The sequence below is a fragment of the Rhizobium herbae genome, from assembly GCF_019511375.1.
In the GTDB taxonomy this organism is placed as follows: Bacteria; Pseudomonadota; Alphaproteobacteria; order Rhizobiales; family Rhizobiaceae; genus Pararhizobium; species Pararhizobium herbae_A.
The window spans coordinates 41,844-58,751 of record NZ_JAEUAO010000007.1; the positions used below are offsets into that span (position 1 = coordinate 41,844).

14 protein-coding genes and 1 pseudogene are annotated in these 16,908 nt (G+C 61.8%); 1 reads left to right on the plus strand and 14 read right to left on the minus strand.

Annotated elements, in window-relative coordinates; all coding sequences use genetic code 11:
- Positions 1–193: 193 nt before the first annotated feature.
- The 13 genes and pseudogenes from purF to JNB71_RS22460 all read right to left on the minus strand — a co-directional run bounded on the left by purF (position 194) and on the right by JNB71_RS22460 (position 14,290).
- A complete protein-coding gene (gene purF / locus JNB71_RS22400) occupies positions 194–1,684 on the minus strand; it encodes an amidophosphoribosyltransferase (protein ID WP_220374001.1) in 1,491 nt (496 codons plus the stop codon).
- A 156-nt stretch (positions 1,685–1,840) separates the two neighbouring features.
- Entirely contained in the window at positions 1,841–2,455 is a 615-nt protein-coding gene (locus JNB71_RS22405) for a CvpA family protein (protein WP_220374002.1), read from the minus strand.
- A 238-nt stretch (positions 2,456–2,693) separates the two neighbouring features.
- Positions 2,694–4,097 (minus strand): DNA repair protein RadA, encoded by a 1,404-nt coding sequence (gene radA, locus JNB71_RS22410; RefSeq protein WP_220374003.1) that lies wholly within the window; start codon positions 4,095–4,097, stop codon positions 2,694–2,696.
- The gene (locus tag JNB71_RS22415; protein ID WP_220374004.1) at positions 4,097–4,414 is read right to left on the minus strand and encodes a type II toxin-antitoxin system RelE/ParE family toxin; all 318 of its coding nucleotides are present in this window, start codon (positions 4,412–4,414) and stop codon (positions 4,097–4,099) included. Before JNB71_RS22415 ends, radA begins: the two co-directional genes overlap by 1 nt.
- Positions 4,404–4,667 carry a type II toxin-antitoxin system ParD family antitoxin gene (locus JNB71_RS22420; protein ID WP_220374005.1) on the minus strand — a complete coding sequence of 88 codons (264 nt, stop codon included), beginning with the start codon at positions 4,665–4,667 and terminating at the stop codon, positions 4,404–4,406. Before JNB71_RS22420 ends, JNB71_RS22415 begins: the two co-directional genes overlap by 11 nt.
- A 54-nt stretch (positions 4,668–4,721) precedes the next feature.
- Entirely contained in the window at positions 4,722–5,882 is a 1,161-nt protein-coding gene (gene alr, locus JNB71_RS22425) for an alanine racemase (protein ID WP_220374006.1), read from the minus strand.
- Positions 5,883–6,008: 126 nt separating this feature from the next.
- The gene (locus tag JNB71_RS22430) at positions 6,009–6,650 is read right to left on the minus strand and encodes a TerC family protein (protein WP_220374007.1); all 642 of its coding nucleotides are present in this window, start codon (positions 6,648–6,650) and stop codon (positions 6,009–6,011) included.
- Positions 6,651–6,794: 144 nt separating this feature from the next.
- The gene (locus JNB71_RS22435; protein WP_220374008.1) at positions 6,795–8,294 is read right to left on the minus strand and encodes a replicative DNA helicase; all 1,500 of its coding nucleotides are present in this window, start codon (positions 8,292–8,294) and stop codon (positions 6,795–6,797) included.
- A 390-nt stretch (positions 8,295–8,684) separates the two neighbouring features.
- Complete coding sequence (gene rplI, locus JNB71_RS22440) at positions 8,685–9,260, minus strand: 50S ribosomal protein L9 (RefSeq protein WP_220374009.1); 576 nt, start codon at positions 9,258–9,260, stop codon at positions 8,685–8,687.
- A gap of 24 nt (positions 9,261–9,284) precedes the next feature.
- Positions 9,285–10,261, minus strand: a pseudogene (locus tag JNB71_RS22445) (DUF2232 domain-containing protein).
- Between the two features lie 252 nt (positions 10,262–10,513).
- Entirely contained in the window at positions 10,514–10,762 is a 249-nt protein-coding gene (gene rpsR, locus JNB71_RS22450; RefSeq protein ID WP_018329714.1) for a 30S ribosomal protein S18, read from the minus strand.
- 12 nt (positions 10,763–10,774) lie between these two features.
- Complete coding sequence (gene rpsF, locus JNB71_RS22455) at positions 10,775–11,221, minus strand: 30S ribosomal protein S6 (protein ID WP_026204037.1); 447 nt, start codon at positions 11,219–11,221, stop codon at positions 10,775–10,777.
- A 1,068-nt stretch (positions 11,222–12,289) separates the two neighbouring features.
- On the minus strand, positions 12,290–14,290 hold the full coding sequence (locus JNB71_RS22460; protein ID WP_220374010.1) for a putative bifunctional diguanylate cyclase/phosphodiesterase: 2,001 nt from the start codon (positions 14,288–14,290) through the stop codon (positions 12,290–12,292).
- Between the two features lie 309 nt (positions 14,291–14,599).
- On the opposite strand from JNB71_RS22460, the gene JNB71_RS22465 reads away from it, so the two are divergent.
- Positions 14,600–15,643 carry a class I SAM-dependent methyltransferase gene (locus tag JNB71_RS22465; RefSeq protein WP_220374011.1) on the plus strand — a complete coding sequence of 348 codons (1,044 nt, stop codon included), beginning with the start codon at positions 14,600–14,602 and terminating at the stop codon, positions 15,641–15,643.
- 115 nt (positions 15,644–15,758) lie between these two features.
- On the opposite strand, the gene JNB71_RS22470 is transcribed toward JNB71_RS22465, so the two are convergent.
- The gene (locus JNB71_RS22470) at positions 15,759–16,802 is read right to left on the minus strand and encodes an aldo/keto reductase (RefSeq protein ID WP_220374012.1); all 1,044 of its coding nucleotides are present in this window, start codon (positions 16,800–16,802) and stop codon (positions 15,759–15,761) included.
- Positions 16,803–16,908 lie beyond the last annotated feature (106 nt).

Here is a 16,908-nt window from a genome sequence, read left to right on the forward strand (position 1 = left end):
AAGATAGGCGGCCGGGTACAAGCACCACCCCCTCACCCTAGCCCTCTCCCCGCAGGCGGGGAGAGGGGATTTGTCCGAGATTCGCCGCTTGTTCCTTCTCCTCGTTCACGGGGCGAAGGTGCCCGCCCTTCTTGTCTAAAAGGGAGGGCGGATGAGGAGCACGCAAGCAACGGACGTAATCGCGAGAAGCGACTCAGCCGTTGCTGGCAAGCACCGACAGCTTAAGCCCGGCGGTTTCGCCGTTCTTGTCGAGAAGCCGGGTCGGATAGTCGCCGGTGAAATAGTGATCGGTGAACTGCGGGCGGGCCGGATTGCGATCCTCGCCGCCGACGGCGCGGTAGAGCCCGTCGATCGTCAGGAACGCCAGCGAGTCGGCGCCGATATATTTCGCCATCGCCTCGACGTCGGCATACTGGTTGGCGAGCAGCTTGTCGGCATTCGGCGTGTCGATGCCGTAGAAATCGGGATAGAAGATCATCGGGCTGGCAACGCGGACATGGACTTCCGTCGCGCCGGCATCGCGGATCATCTGCACGATCTTCAGCGAGGTGGTGCCGCGCACGATCGAATCGTCGACCAGAACGACGCGCTTGCCCTTGATCATGGCGCGATTGGCCGAATGCTTCAGCTTGACGCCGAAGGCGCGGATCTGCTGCGTCGGCTCGATGAAGGTGCGTCCGACATAGTGGTTGCGGATGATGCCGTATTCGAAGGGAATGCCGCTCGCCTGTGCATAGCCGAGCGCCGCCGGCGTGCCGCCATCCGGAACCGGCACGACCACGTCACCTTCGACCGGCGATTCCTTGGCGAGATTGACGCCCATGTTCTTGCGCGCCACATAGACGCTGCGGCCGCCGACGACCGAATCGGGGCGGGCGAAATAGACATATTCGAACAGGCAGAGACGTTCCGGCTGCGCGTTCGCCGGCTTGCGGGCGTCGATGTCGATCGAGCCGTCCGGCTGGATTTCGCAGATGATGACTTCGCCGTTTTCGACGTCGCGAATATATTTCGCGCCGATGATGTCGAGCGCGCAGGTTTCCGAGCAGAAGATCGGCTTGCCGTCGAGCTCGCCCATGACCAGCGGCCGGATGCCGGTCGGGTCGCGCGCGGCAATCAGCTTGGTGCGCGTCATCGCGAGCATCGAATAGCCGCCCTCCATCTGCCGGATCGCGTCGATGAAGCGGTCAGCCGTGGAGCTGTGGCGCGAGCGGGCAATCAGGTGAAGCACGACCTCGGTGTCCGAGGTCGACTGACAGATGGCGCCGGTGGCAATGATCTGGCGGCGCAGCGTCAGGCCATTGGTGAAGTTGCCGTTGTGGGCAATGGCGATGCCACCGACTTCGAGTTCCGCAAACAGCGGCTGTACGTTGCGCAGCGCCACTTCGCCGGTGGTGGAGTAGCGGGTGTGGCCGATGGCGATCGAACCGGGCAATTTGGCGAGGATCGCCGGATCGGTATAGTGATCGCCGACGAGGCCCATGCGTTTTTCGGTACGGAACTGCCTGCCGTCGAAGGTGACGATGCCGGCCGCTTCCTGTCCGCGATGCTGGAGCGCATGCAGGCCGAGCGCCGTCAAGGTCGCTGCGTCCTGATGCCCGAGGATGCCGAAGACGCCGCATTCCTCGTGCAACGTATCGCCATCGAATTCGTCGTTGATCTCTTCGGATCGCAAATGGGTCATCGCTGTTGGCCTTTATCCTAAGGGCAGGAACGCGTTGCGCATATTGTATCGGGTCATCGGCCCTTCAAGCCACAGGGACTCGAGGGAATTGCATGCCATCATTGCCAAATGGACAGAGCCCGCCGGAGCGGGCCCATATTTTTCCAACACCCGGCCTTAGCCATTGGTCGCCGCGCCATTGGTCGCGGGCGTTTCCTCGGCCGGCGGTTGAGTGGTCGCGCCGCCAATACCTTCGTTCTCGCCTTCGCCGGTCGTGTCCTTGCCGCGCAGGCGGTCGAGGATCGTCGCGTCGGCGTTTTCCGGCAGGAGCGCGACCAGCTTGCCGCCGAGATTGTCGAGCAAGGGCTTTGACTTGGCGGTGGTCACCCAACCCGGCTGCTGCTGCGGCGCGACCAGCCAGTTGAAGAACAGCATGGCGACGACGACCAAAAGAATACCGCGGGCAGCGCCAAAGAGGAAGCCGAGCGTCCGGTCAAGCGCGCCGATACGGCTGTCGATGATGAAATCGGCGATCCGCATGGTGATGAACGAGATCACGATCAAGGCGATGAGGAAGACCACGCCGGCCGAGCCGATCATCGCGACGGTGTCGCTGCTGGTGTAGTTCTTCGCGTAAGGCAGGAGAAAGGGGTAGAGGAAATAGGCGGCGGCGGCGGCGCCGATCCAGCTTGCGACCGACAGCACTTCCCGGGAAAAGCCGCGCACCATTGCCAGGATGGCCGAGAAAAGCGCGACGCCGAGAACGATACCGTCGAGAATTGTAATGGGCATATTGTGCTACTCCGAAACCGCCTGCTGCGCCGCGCGTCACATCGGACGCGCAAGGACGCAACAACCCCTTTGTATCTGCTGCATAATTTTTAAATCGAGCGGGATTTAAAAAACTATGCAGCGCGACCCCATGCTGATTTTCCGCGAACCATATATCATCACGCCGCAAGCGTCTTTCGATGGTTCATCGTTGAACACTGTTTTCACCGGAATTCGCCGATTTTACGCGGCGTTTTCCTTAATCATCGTTGTCCGCCTGCTTCAAGGCTCCCTTCGAGCCGGCGATGCGTGCCACCAGATCCGGCAGGCTTTCCATCTCGCTCCAACTCATGCCGTTACCCTTGGGCAGGTCGGCGGAGGCGGAGGGCAGGACGGCCTGTGAAAAGCCGAGCTTTTCGGCTTCTTTAAGGCGCTGCGCTGTATGGGCAACCGGCCGGATGGCGCCGGACAGACTGACTTCGCCGAAATAAACGCAATCGGAGGGAAGGGCAAGACCGGCAAGCGACGAAACCAGTGCGGAAGCGACAGCCAGATCGGCTGCGGGCTCCGAAATCCGGTATCCACCGGCGACATTGAGATAGACATCGTGCTGGCCGAGCCGCACGCCGCAATGCGCTTCAAGGACTGCAAGGATCATCGACAGCCGGGCTCCGTCCCAGCCGACGACGGCCCGGCGGGGCGTGCCGAGCGACGTTGCCGCGACCAGCGCCTGAACCTCGACCAGGACGGGCCGCGTTCCCTCCATGCCGGCAAAGACGGCGGCGCCCGGAGATTTCGCATTGCGCTCGCCGAGGAAAAGTTCCGACGGGTTGCTGACCTCGCGCAGGCCCTTGTCCGACATCTCGAACACGCCGATCTCGTCGGTCGGACCGAAGCGGTTCTTGACGGTGCGGAGAATCCGGTAGTGATGGCCGCGATCTCCTTCGAAATAGAGAACGGCATCGACCATATGCTCGACGACGCGCGGCCCCGCGATCTGGCCCTCCTTGGTGACGTGGCCGACGAGCACGACCGTCGCGCCCGTCTGCTTGGCAAACCGGATCATCGCCTGTACGCCGGTGCGCACCTGCGTCACCGTGCCGGGGGCGGAATCGACGATGTCGCTCCACAGGGTCTGGATGGAATCGATGATGACGAGGTCGGGCCGCTTGCCTTCACCCAGCGTCGCCAGAATGTCCTCGACATTGGTTTCGGCCGCCAGCAGCACGTCGGTATCGGCCGCCCCCAGTCTTTGGGCCCGCAGGCGAACCTGCGCCACCGCTTCCTCGCCTGAGACGTAGATGACACGATGCTTGCGCCGGGACAGCGCCGCTGCCGCCTGCATCAGCACCGTCGATTTGCCGATGCCGGGGTCGCCGCCGATAAGGACGGCCGAGCCGCGCACGAAACCGCCGCCGGTCGCCCGGTCAAGTTCGGAAATGCCGCTTTGAATGCGCGGTGCGTCCTCGATCTCGCCGGACAATGTCGTCAGCGCTACCGGCCGGCCCTTCTTCGGTGTCTTGCCGGGGCCGCCGCCTATGCCACCCATCGGGTCTTCCTCGACGATGGTGTTCCACTGGCCGCAGCCTTCGCATTTTCCCACCCAGCGGGGATGAACGGTGCCGCAGTTCTGGCAGATGAATTGTGTCCGGGCTTTCGCCATCAAATTTCGCTTTCGGGGAAGTCTTCGGAGGAGATGTCCTGGCGGCCGTGGAGGATGCGGAGGATGTAGATACGGGTATCCTCGATACGGAAATAAATGCAACGCTCGCGATAAGGCAAACCGCGGAGGCTCTGACCGATTTCATCGCGCGCGACGCCTGTAAAGCCGCTGCGTGCGATTGAGCGAATTTTCAGGTTAATGTCGAGAACGAAGTTGGCGGCCGCTTCAGGATTTCTCCTCGCAATGTACTTGAAGATTGACCTAAGGTCCGCGCGAGCCGCCCGCGAGAAAACTGACTTGCGGCTCTTAATCGTCATGCTGCCCGTGCATTATATCGTTCAGCAGCGCCTCGCCATCTTCATACTCATAGACACGCCCCGCCGCGATATCGTCTTCACCTTCCTTGATCAGCCGCCTCAATTCCGCGAGTTTCGCTTCGTCCCTTTCGAGCAGCCGCAACCCCGCGCGCACGACTTCGCTGGCATTGTTGAAACGGCCGGACCTCACCTGTTCCTCGATGAAGCCGTCGAAGTGATCGCCGATGACGAAGGATTTTTTCGCGTTGGACATGGGAAGCTCCTTTTCGCGTCATTCTAGCATGAGGTGAGAACAGTTCCTACCAGCCTATGCTTCGATATAGGCTCGTTCGTAGCGGTGTCCAAGGCTCGTCAGCATCTCGTAGCCGATCGTGCCGCCCGCCCGGGCCACATCGTCGATCGCGACGTTATTGCCAAAGAGCTCCACATAGTCGCCGGGCCGGACCGCATTTTCCGGCAGGTCGGTGACGTCGAACAGGCTCAAATCCATGGTGACACGGCCGAGGTGCGGAACTCTATGACCGTTGAGGAAACCGAACGCGCCCGACGGCCTTGCCTGACGCAAGGTGACGCCGCCGCCCGACACCGAGCGATGATACCCGTCGGCATAGCCGATGGCGACGATTGCCACCCGGCTGTCGCGGGAGAATTGCGCCGAGGCGCCGTAGCTTGCGGTTTCGCCGGACCGGACGCTGCGGATCTGGATGATACGGGCCTGCGCGGTCACGACCGGCTTCATGGGATTGGCTAGGCCGTTGACGGCCTCGCCGCCATAGACGGCAATGCCGGGACGGGTCAGGTCGAAATGGAAATCCGGTCCAAGGTGCACGCCGGCCGAGTTGGCCAGGCTTGATTCGATGCCTTCGAAAGCGGCGGTAACCGCCCGGAACGATTCAAGCTGACGACGGTTCAGCGGATGGTCCGGGTCGTCGGCGCAGGCGAGGTGGCTCATCACCAGGACAGGCGAAAAGCTTGCGGGGCGGGCCGGGTCGTTTGCCAGCGCCAGAGCCTCGGACGCGGTCAATCCGAGCCGGTTCATGCCGGTATCGACATGCAGCACGCAAGGATGATCGCCGCGTTCCGACAGGACCGACATGAAGAAGGCAAACTGCTCTTGCGAGTTGACGATCGGCACGAGGCCATTGTCGAAGAAAAGCTGCTCGTTGCCCGGCCACATGCCGGCGAGGACATAGATGCGCCCGTCAGGCACCAAGGGACGCAGCGCAACGCCCTCCTCGGCATTGGCAACGAAGAAGTCCCGGGCCCCGGCGGCATACAGTGTTTCGGCTGCGGGTTCGATGCCGATGCCATAGGCATTGGCCTTCAGCACCGCGGCCGCACGCGCCTTGCCGGAAAGCCTGTCCATCTTGCGCCAATTGTCCGCAAGCGCACCGAGATCGATGATCAAGCGGTTGGAGGCGGCATCGAATGCGGGAAGGGTGGAGGAGGGATCGTGCGATTGGGCCATGCACAAGGGATACAGCCAAGCGGCCCCGACTGCAATCGCAGCGCTCGCGGAAGCGGCAGGTCTGTCACCGCTTCCCGGCTATTCAGGCGACAGCCGGCAGCCTTGCCGCCGGCAGCCATTCGCCGATTACAGGAACGACGATGTCAGAACGGGCTCAACTTCCACGATGCCTTCGTAGATCATCTTCAGCGCAACGAAGAGGATGATGGCGAGACCGACATAGGAAATCCAGTGGAAGCGGTGCAGCAGCTTGGCGATGAACGATGCGGCGACACCCATCAGCGCGATCGATACCGCAAGGCCGATGATGAGGATGGTGGGATGTTCGCGGGCAGCACCCGCAACGGCGAGCACGTTATCGAGCGACATCGAGACGTCGGCGACGACGATCTGAATGGCTGCCTGCTTCAGCGTTTTGCGGGGAGCGCCGCCGATCGTGCCGTTCTCGTCCATGTCCTCGCCGGTCAGGGATTCCAGGCCCTCGGCTTCTTCCTTGGCCGTGGTTCTGAGTTCGCGCCACATTTTCCAGCAGACCCACAGGAGCAGGATGCCGCCGACGAGCAGCAGGCCCAGGATTTGCAGCAGTTGCGTGGTGAGGAGGGCAAATATGATACGCAGCACAGTTGCTGCCGCGATCCCGATCAGGATCGCCTTGCCGCGCTGCTCCTTGGGAAGACCGGCTGCCGCAAGACCGATGACGATGGCGTTGTCGCCTGCGAGCACAAGGTCGATCGCAAGCACCTGCAGCAGCGCGATTAAGGCGTCCATGAACAGATTCCCCACACTAGAGACGTTGGACCGCGACCGTTGCCGTCGCGGTTATTCAGATGAATTTTCTTTTCGCTTATCCGGAAGTCCGGCAATTTGCAACGTGCGGAGCGACCATTGGCCAGCGGCAAGCGGCTTTTCCGGTCAATGCTCGTATTGTGTGAAGGACGGATCGGCGAGATCCGTGAAGCGAGTGAACTCCGACTGGAAGGCGAGCTTGACGGTGCCGGTCGGCCCATGGCGCTGCTTGGCGATGATCACGTCGGCGGTGCCCTTGACCTTTTCGAACTGCATTTTCCACTCTTCGTACTTCGGATCGAACTCGTCGCGCGGCTCCAAGTTCTTGACGTAATATTCCTCACGGAAGACGAACAGCACGACGTCGGCGTCCTGCTCGATCGAGCCCGATTCACGAAGGTCGGAGAGCTGCGGCCGCTTATCCTCGCGGCTTTCCACCTGGCGGGAAAGCTGGGAGAGTGCGATGATCGGCACGTTCAGCTCCTTGCCGAGCGCCTTCAGGCCGGTGGTGATCTGGGTGATTTCCTGTACGCGGTTGTCGCTGGATTTGCCCGACCCGGTCATCAGCTGGATATAGTCCACCACCAGGCAGTCGAGTCCGCGCTGGCGCTTCAGACGGCGCGCTCGGGCTGAAAGCTGGGCGATCGAGATGCCACCGGTCTGGTCGATATAAAGGGGCACCTTCTGCATGTGCTGCGAGCAGGCGACGAGTTTCTCGAAATCGTGCTCGGAAATATCGCCGCGCCGGATCTTCGAGGAGGAGACTTCCGTCTGTTCGGAAATGATACGGGTTGCCAGCTGCTCCGACGACATTTCGAGCGAATAGAAGCCGACGACGCCGCCGTTCTTGGCCTTCATCGACCCGTCTGCCTGAACTTCGCCCTCATAAGCCGCGGCAATATTGTAGGCGATGTTGGTGGCAAGCGACGTCTTGCCCATGCCCGGACGTCCGGCAAGCACGATCAAGTCGGAGCGCTGCAGGCCGCCCATGCGGGCGTCGAGCGAGTGAATGCCGGTCGAGATGCCCGACAGCGAACCGTCGCGCTCGAAGGCCTGCCCCGCCATGTCGATTGCCAATGCCACCGCGTCGTTGAACGACTGGAAGCCGCCGTCGTAGCGGCCGGTTTCCGCGAGTTCGAACAGGCGGCGTTCGGCATCCTCGATCTGGCTCTGCGGCGGCATGTCGAGCGGCGCGTCATAGGCGATGTTGACCATGTCCTCGCCGATGGTGATCAGCGAGCGGCGCAGTGCCAGATCGTAGATCGCCCGGCCGTAATCTTCCGCGTTGATGATCGAGACGGCTTCCGCGGCCAGCCGGGCGAGATATTGCGCCACCGTCATGTCGCCGACCTTCTCGTCGGCCTTCAGGAAGGTCTTGATGGTGACCGGGTTGGCGGTCTTGCCCATACGGATGATGTCGCCGGCAACCTCGAAGATCTTGCGGTGCAGCGGCTCATTGAGATGGACGGGCTTCAGGAAGTCCGAGACGCGGTAGAAGGCGTCGTTGTTCACGAGAATGGCGCCCAGCAGCGCCTGCTCGGCCTCGAGATTGCTCGGCGCCTCGCGATAGTGTGCTTCGGCCTGATCCTTGGCTAGGGGGACAAGTCTGCGCGCTGCTTCGTTCATGGCGTTCCGTCTCTGTGGTCTGATGATTACGGTACCGATTTGCGAACATTGCGGTGAGGGGTCTAGTGTATAGCTGCAACAGCCGTGGACGCATTTGATCCGACGGCAAGCCGTCACCATTGTTCACAGGGTCGCGCTGCTCAGCAGGAAAAATCGCGGTCGATACTGGCATCGGCTATTGACTGGATTTCTGACGCGAATCGCCGTCGTCCGCGATCATTCTAACCTCGGTTCGAACCGGGTGCAGGATTTTTAGCCGCAACTGTAAGGCTGTCCACCGCTCAGGATGCAGCGACGCTCACGTAGCCCCCGGACACAGAAGGGCCCGCGACGTCAATCGCGGGCCCTTCTGTTTGCTGAAGACCGAGGTCGGAAGCGGCGCGGCCGCTCTTACTCTTCTTCGGCTTCGTATTCAGCTTCCGGGTTGAAGAAGTCTTCCGGCTTCAGGGCGTCCTCGTCAACGCCGTAGATGGCGTCGGCGGAGGTCAGGCTTTCGCCCTTGAGCTGGCGTTCTGCCTCTTCAGCCGAACGGGCAACGTTCATCTGAATCTTGATTTCGACTTCGGCATGCAGGTGCAGCACGACGTCGTGCAGGCCGATGGTCTTGATCGGGTTGTTGAGGTCGACCTGGTTGCGGCCGATGTTGAAGCCTTCGGCAGCGAGCGTTTCAACGATATCGCGGGCAGCGACCGAACCGTAGAGCTGACCGGTTTCGCCAGCCGAGCGAACGACGATGAAGGACTTGCCGTCCAGCTTTTCGGCAACGCTCTGGGCCTCGGACTTGCGTTCGAGGTTGCGGGCTTCAAGCGTCGCGCGCTCGGCCTCGAAACGCTTCTTGTTTGCTTCGTTGGCGCGCAGCGCCTTGCCGAGCGGCAAGAGGTAGTTACGGGCGAAGCCGTCGCGAACCTTGACGGTTTCGCCCATCTGGCCGAGCTTGGCGACGCGTTCGAGAAGAATGACTTGCATGTGGGTGTCCTTTCGTTTGTCTGTTCAGAGGTCTTTTGTTTCAGTGTCAGTTGTTTTCCCTGCCGGCGACAGCGCGATGGCGCGCCGCGTGTCCATCAGGCCGGACAGGAGAAAGAAGAATGCCGGTACCTGAAAGATCAGACCGACATGTAGCCGATCCACAGAACGGGCAGCCGCCAGGACTTGCCACGCGTGCGGAAATGGAAGACGGCGAACCCGGCAAGCAGGAACCCCGCGCCGAAGGTGCCGCAGATGACTGCGCCGATCGTGGCCAGACCTCCGCCCATGAAGGCGAGAACCAGGCCGGCGAGGAAGGCGAAGATGGAATAGCGGTGCATGCGCAGTGTCGACGGCATGTCCTCGCGCGGGCGCAGGTTCTTGCCCGACATCTGGACGATGCGGCTGGCGACGTAATAGGCCGTAAACAGGATCATGACCCAGAGCGTGCCAAACAGCAGCGGCCAGCCGATATTGAAGACAGACTTGAGCTGCTCGATCACTTCAGGGCTCAGGTCGTACTGCGGATCCTGTGCCTTCATCGCGATCACCACCTGATCGACCACAAGGCTGGCAAGGCGGTCGTCATATCCGGTGATCGCGCCGATGATGATGGCGCCGACCGTTACCAGAAGGACCAGGTGACTGAGGATATCCGACAGAGGATACCAGGCAAGCGCGCCGTCCGGACCGCCGAGTTCGGAAGCCGGCCGTGCCAGATTGGCGAGGTGGCTGAGCCAGGCGGCCGGTGCGAGCATGATGATCACGACGAACAGCGCAGACAAGGGCGAGGCAAACATCGCAAGGCCGAGGCCCGCGACGACGACGGCTACGGCGGCGGCGGCATTGCCCCAGCCGAGGCCGACGATGAGAACAGGCAGCGCTGCAGCAGCGACGAACAGAATGGCAAAATACGACTGCGTGTTCGCGCCGAGCAAAAGCAGGGCGGCGGTCACGCCGGCGAGCGCGCCGGTCAGCAGCGATGTTGCATTCGGTGTCTTCACGGTCGCTGTCCTGCTTATCAAGCAGTTAGAGGCGTTTCCTGATGAAGGAACGAAGCCCCAACATGGGTTCTAGCGCCTATGCGCCGGTGTTTCCGATCCGCGCCCAACGCGAAAGGGAGAAGGTGAGGCGATGCCGGGTGGCTGTTCGCCTCACCCTGAGGGAGCTTCCGTCGAGTCAATCTCTCAACGGAGAGTCAAGTCAATCCAGATGCTGATGCCTTTCCTCGGAGCAGGGCTCCAAGGGGAGATGCATCAGGACATGACGTAGGGCAGGAGGCCGAGGAAGCGGGCGCGCTTGATGGCCTGGGCCAGTTCGCGCTGCTTCTTCTGGGAAACCGCCGTGATGCGGGACGGAACGATCTTGCCGCGCTCGGAAATGTAGCGCTGCAGGAGGCGGATGTCCTTGTAGTCGATCTTCGGAGCGTTGGCACCGGAGAAGGGGCAGGTCTTGCGGCGGCGATGGAACGGGCGGCGCGCCGGAGCGGATGAAATGTCAGCCATGATCTTCTCTCCTTATGCCCGGTCTTCGCGCGGACGGCGCGGACGGTCTTCACGATCACCACGGTCCGGACGCGGACCGCGGTCGCCGAAGCCACGCTCCGGACGATCACCATCGCGGCGCGGACGGTCGTCGCGGTCACGCTTCTGCATCATGGCGGACGGGCCGTCTTCATGCTTCTCGACAGCGATGGTCATGTAACGAAGGATGTCTTCGTTGATGCGCATCTGGCGCTCGACTTCGTGAACGGCCGGTGCCGGAGCATCGATGTCCATCAGAACGTAGTGAGCCTTGCGGTTCTTGTTGATGCGGTACGTCAGGGACTTGAGGCCCCAGTTTTCGACGCGCCCGACTTTTCCGCCGTTAGCTTCCAGTACACCCTTGTACTGTTCGACGAGAGCGTCGACCTGCTGAGCGGAAATATCCTGCCGGGCAAGGAATACATGTTCATAAAGAGCCATGAGGGCTTTGCCTTTCTTGCGTTAATCGTCACCCGGACCCCGGCGGCTAAGCCTCAACGACTGTTCTTTTGGCTCAGATGAGCGGGCAAGAAAGTGTTGTTTCGAGACGGTCGAGAGCGGAGACACGGGAGGCTGGACCCCTTTAGGTCCTGACAGGTTTCTAAAAAGCGGAAACCGGCCCTCCGTTCAGCCACCAGCCAGAAGACCGGATGTTGCGAACAGCGCGCTTATACGCATTTTTGTCCGAGAAGCAAGGGGCAGCGGGAAATTAGCGCGGAGCCGCGTGGCACAGTGCCCGATTCTCGAAGCGCGCGGAAGTGCGCAACGCCTTCGTTCACGCGCGGGAAAACCGCCGTGGTTGTCAAAGAGCAAGTCGGACGGGGCGCTGAAAGCTGCCTCGTAGGAATTAGAATAGTGACACCTCTCAGCGCCCCGTTCAGCGGTTTTTGTCCGCAAACTCGTTCCGCTACGGCCTTGTCGGCCCTCTGTGCCCTTGCACGCCCGCAGCAGCATCAGCCTGCGGAGGGGAACCTTCTCGCGAACCCCGATCCCAAGGACTTCCGTCCTTTCCCTGAGACCGGCGCCGGTCCCGCCTCGCTGCCACGGCTGGCAGCGTATCCGTGGGCGGGACGGGAAGATTATGGCAGAGGTTTTGATGGCGGGGATGGATGGGGACGTGGGGCCTGTCCCTCACCAACAAAATCCGCCAGTTAGAAGGGTTGCCATCCTCGGGCTCGACCGGAGGAACCAAGCACGCGCATCGCCGGATGGCTGAGCGTTGAGGGGCTCGGGGATGGATCCTCGGGTCAGGCCCGAGGATGACGATCTTGGAGGGCCGATGGGCACTTCCTGACGTTGAGGCATGGCGGGATGACCGGCGGACAAGGGTGTCCTGAGGCGGCAAGCCGTCGATCGCAGGATGGGCGGGTTGCTGGCCCAGGAAGGGTTGTCATCCTCGGGCTCGACCCGAGGATCCAAGCACGCGCATCGCCGGATGGCTGAGCGTTGATGGGCTTGGGGATGGATCCTCGGGTCAGGCCCGAGGATGACCATCTTGGAGGGCCGTCATCACCCAGCCGGTCTCATCAGCCGCGCCCGGCGCGGGTCGGCGGGTGGGGGCGTCGTGAAGGTTTCGGCGGGGGCCGGGCGGCCGACGTAGTAGCCTTGCACCTGGTCTATGCGGAATTCCTGCATGAGCCTGAGCTGCTCATTGGTTTCCACCCCTTCGACGAGGATGTTGTGGCCGCGATTGCGCACGAGGCCGATGATGTCCTGGAGCATGGCCTTGCCGCGCGGGGTGCCGCAGTCGTGCAGGAACGAACGGTCGATCTTCACCGTGTCGAAATCGATCAGGCGAAGCCAGGAAAGACCGGCAAAGCCCGTCCCGAAATCATCCAGCCAGATCTTGATGCCCAGCGTCTTCAGGTCGCTGATGCAGCGCAGAATGTCCGAATGCATCTCCATTTCGAGACCTTCGGTGATCTCCAGCGCCAGCCGGCCGCCGCCGACACCGGTCTCTCCGAGGATCGCCGCGACGGATGCGGCAAAGCCGGGGGTCTTGAGCTGGAGGGGCGAGACGTTGACGCTGACCACCGGCACGTGGTCGTTCACCAGGAGTTCACGGCAAACCGTCCGTATGGCCCAGCGCCCGAGTTCCAGGATGGCCCCGGTCCGCTCCGCGACGGGAATGAAAAGGCTCGGCGTGACCGCTGTGCCGTCCAACATTCTCAGGCGCATCAGCGCTTCGACGGCCTCGACCCGGCCGGAGGCGACATTGCGAATCGGCTGGTAGACGAGGGAAACCAGATGCTGGTCGATGGCGATCTTCAGCAGGGCCGCGACGTTCTCGCTTTCGTCGCTGCTCTGGGGATCGTTCGGATCGAACAGGCGCACACAGTTGCGGCCGCTTGCCTTGGCTGCGTAAAGGGCGCGGTCCGCCTCGTGGATGACCTTCTCGAGTTTCGTGCCCGTTTGATTGCGGGTGAACGATGCACCAACGCTGACGGTGACGATCGACGTGCCGTCCCGCCGCTGGCCGTGCGCCAGCGCCAGCTCCTCGACCGTGCGTCGAATGGCTTCGGCAAGTTGCGCCACCCGCTCGCCGGCATCCAGGTGGGCAAGAACGATGAATTCCTCGCCGCCATAGCGTCCGATCGAGCCGCCAAAGGCGCTGATCGTGGCCTCGAGCGCGTTGGCCACCTGGATAAGGCAGCGATCGCCTTCCTGATGGCCGTAGCAGTCATTGTACCGCTTGAAGAAATCGACGTCGATCAGGATCGCCGCAAAGCTCTTGCCGGATTTTTGCCAGTCGTTCCACAGGCTGCGCAGCCTCTGGTCGATGGCCCGGCGATTTGCAAGGCCGGTCAAAGGATCGGTGTTCGACAGCCTCAGCAGAGCCTTGCCGCGTTCGGATGCCTCGTTGTGCTGGACCTTCGCCTCCAGGGCGTTGAGGAAGACCTTGTAGCGTTCCCTGTTGAGCTTCCAGTTCACATAGGAGGTGAAGACGAAGCATGAGGCGCAAAAGGTGCCGAATGCCAGCTTGTAGGTGGTATCCATCGGCGGGAAGGACAGGAGCGCGGCCAGGAAAATGACGAGGATGATGATCGACGCGACGACCGACAGGCGAAAGTGGAAGCTGAAGAACAGGTTGACGCTCATCATGAAGATGGCGCCGAAGACCATGTAGTAGGATATGCTCTGGATATCGGCGGTCATCATGGCTGTGCACAGCCAGCCGGCATAGGCGAGGATGACCGCGCCCGCACAGGTGGCGTCGATCGCGTCGGCGCTGGCGTTCAGGCGGAACTGCGTTTCCAGCGCGGCGATAGCGATGACGCCGACGGCGAAGCGGGCGGCGATCGTGTAGAGCGCGACGTCCGGAACGAGCAATATGTCGGTGATCGAAAACAGCAGATAGGCGGGGACCGCGATCCACAGGCCGTGTCTCGTGGCCTGCTTGCGCTTGCGTTGGCCCTCCTGCCGATAGAGCGCACGAAGCTCCGCCGAGGCCGGTCTCGGCGGCTCGGTATGGAGATCGATTTCAACTACGTCGGCCAACGTGTGCTTCATGCACTTTCCATTGCGTTGCGTCGCATTCTCGAGCTTGAGGCCTCTTTCCAGCAATCGACGCTGTTTCAGGCGCCCCACGCCGGCCATCCAGACAGGATATCTATCTGGAAAGGGCAGCACTTTTCCGCACCATAGGGGAGGTGCATTAACTTTTTCTGAACTCGGTAAAAGAGCAGCCGCGTGCGACCACAGCCGAGCCCGCTACGGGCCCGTGCGTTAACCATACCCCACGAAAGCGGGGCCGCTCGGATTGGCACTTCATCTATTTTTCACCATTATATTAATGATCTATTAACCCACGAGGTTCGAGTGTCCCAATCTAATATTGCCTTCGACGGCGAAAGCCTGATCACCCCCCAATCCATCATCACCGAACTTTCTTCCTCCAAAACCGATCGACACGACGAGCAACTGGCAACGGCGAAAGCCGAACTGGCGCTCGTGCTGTCAATTGCCCTGCAGCGGATCGAAGAACGCAGCGATCCGGCCCAGACTGTAAAGTGGCTTATCGGCGCGCTTCATGAGACGCGCAACAAGTTCGAGCCAAGCGTCTGGCAGGAGCTGATCCCGATCGTGCAGAGCCATCCGTCGGCGAAGATCTTTCAGCAGGATCCGTTCACCCGCTGGTCTTTCGAAAAGCCGCGCGGCTATTCCGGTGACGCGAGCCTGATCGACTTCATCTATGGCCACCCCGCCGTTGCCCACGAAGTGGCAAAGTCCACTCCGCTTGGGCTCGGAATTTATGAATATACCCGCAACGCCCCGGGCCCTGTCGCCGTCAGGGAGCGGCGCGACATCCTGACCCGCTATGTCGACGAGATCGCGGCGGAAAAAGGCCCGGAAACGGAGATACTCACCGTCGCCGCAGGCCACCTGCGTGAAGCCGACAGCTCGGTCGCCCTGAAGAACGGGCAGATCAGGCGGTGGGTCGCCCTCGATCAGGACCCGCTCAGCATCGGATCGATCGCCCGGGATTTCCAGGGCACCAGCATCGAGGCAATCGATGGTTCCGTCCGCGGGCTGCTCAGCAAGAAGCATCAGCTCGGCAAGTTTGACTTCATCTATGCCGCCGGTCTCTACGACTATCTTGCCGACAAGGTTGCGGTGAAGCTGACGCAGACCTGCATGGACATGCTCAAGCCGGGCGGTGTCTTCCTCTTCGCCAATTTCGCCAAGGGCATGGCCGACGACGGCTATATGGAATCGTACATGAACTGGGCACTACTCCTGCGCTCGGAGGCGGACATGTGGAACGTCATCAATTCGAGCGTCGAGCGCAACAGCGTCGAGGCGAGTGTCTGGTTCGGCGAGAACCGCAACATCGTCTACGGCACGATCAGGAAGCGTTCCTGATCCTTTGAGGTCGCACAATGGCCTGCTGCCTGCAGGCCATTTTTGTATGGTGCGGAGGATCCGCAGCCGGTGCCGGTCTCACACTCTCTGTTATGGAGCCGCCACCGACGCGTGCTCAGATCGGCGCCGGGAACTGGCGGTGCAGCCGCCCGATTCCCTTCAACACCTCGGCTGACAGCCTGACATCCCTCGCACCGATATTCGTCTTCAGCTGTGCAATGCTCGTCGCACCGATGATGACCGAGGTCATGAAGGGCCGGGTAAGGCTGAAGGCAAGCTGCATCTGGGCGAGATCGAGGCCGTGGGTGCGGGCGAGCTCGGCGTAGGCGGCGACGGCTCCTTCCTGATATTCGGTATAGCGTCCGCCGAGGTCGCCATTGATGCTGAGGCGCGAGCCTTGCGGGCACGCGCCGTTGAGATACTTGCCGCTCATCAGGCCGGCGGCGAGCGGCGAATAGGCGAGCAGGCCGACATCCTCGTGATGGCTGACCTCGGCAAGATCGAGATCGAAGGCGCGGTAGAGGAAGTTGTATTCGTTCTGGATCGAGGCGATGCGCGGCAGGCGGTGCTTCTCGGCCAGCGACAGCATCGTCATTGTGCCCCAGGCGGTGTCGTTCGACAGGCCGACGGCGCGGATCTTGCCCGCTTTGACGAACTCTCCGAGCGTTTCGAGGAGCGCCAGGAGCTCGGCCGGTACCGCCGCCCTGTCCTGTTTCGACGGGTCGTAGGTCCAGGCGTTGCGGAAGTGGTAATGGCCGCGGTTCGGCCAGTGCAGCTGATAGAGATCGACATAGTCCGTCTGCAGCCGTTTCAGGCTTTCATCGAGCGCGATCCGCATCGTGGCGGGGCTCATCGGGCTGCCGCCGCGGATATAGGGGCGTCCGGGGCCGGCGACCTTGGTGGCGATCACTACATCGTCGCGCTTGCCGCGCTTCTTCAGCCAGGTGCCGATATAGGCTTCGGTGAGGCCCTGCGTTTCGGCCGAAAGCGGCGTCACCGGATAGAGTTCAGCCGTGTCGATGAAGTTGATGCCCTGGCCGACGGCATAGTCCAATTGCTCGTGGGCTTCGCTTTCCGGGTTCTGGCTGCCCCAGGTCATGGTGCCCAGGCAGATTTCGGAAACGGTGATGCCGGTGCGGCCGAGTGTCTTGTAGCGCATGAAAGTGCCTCGATCTGGTTTGCCGGCGAATGTAGTGGCTGTTTGCTGCGGCGCAAGAGAAAAGCGCGCACCCGATGCATAGACGGGCCGAAGGCCGCTCAAGCCT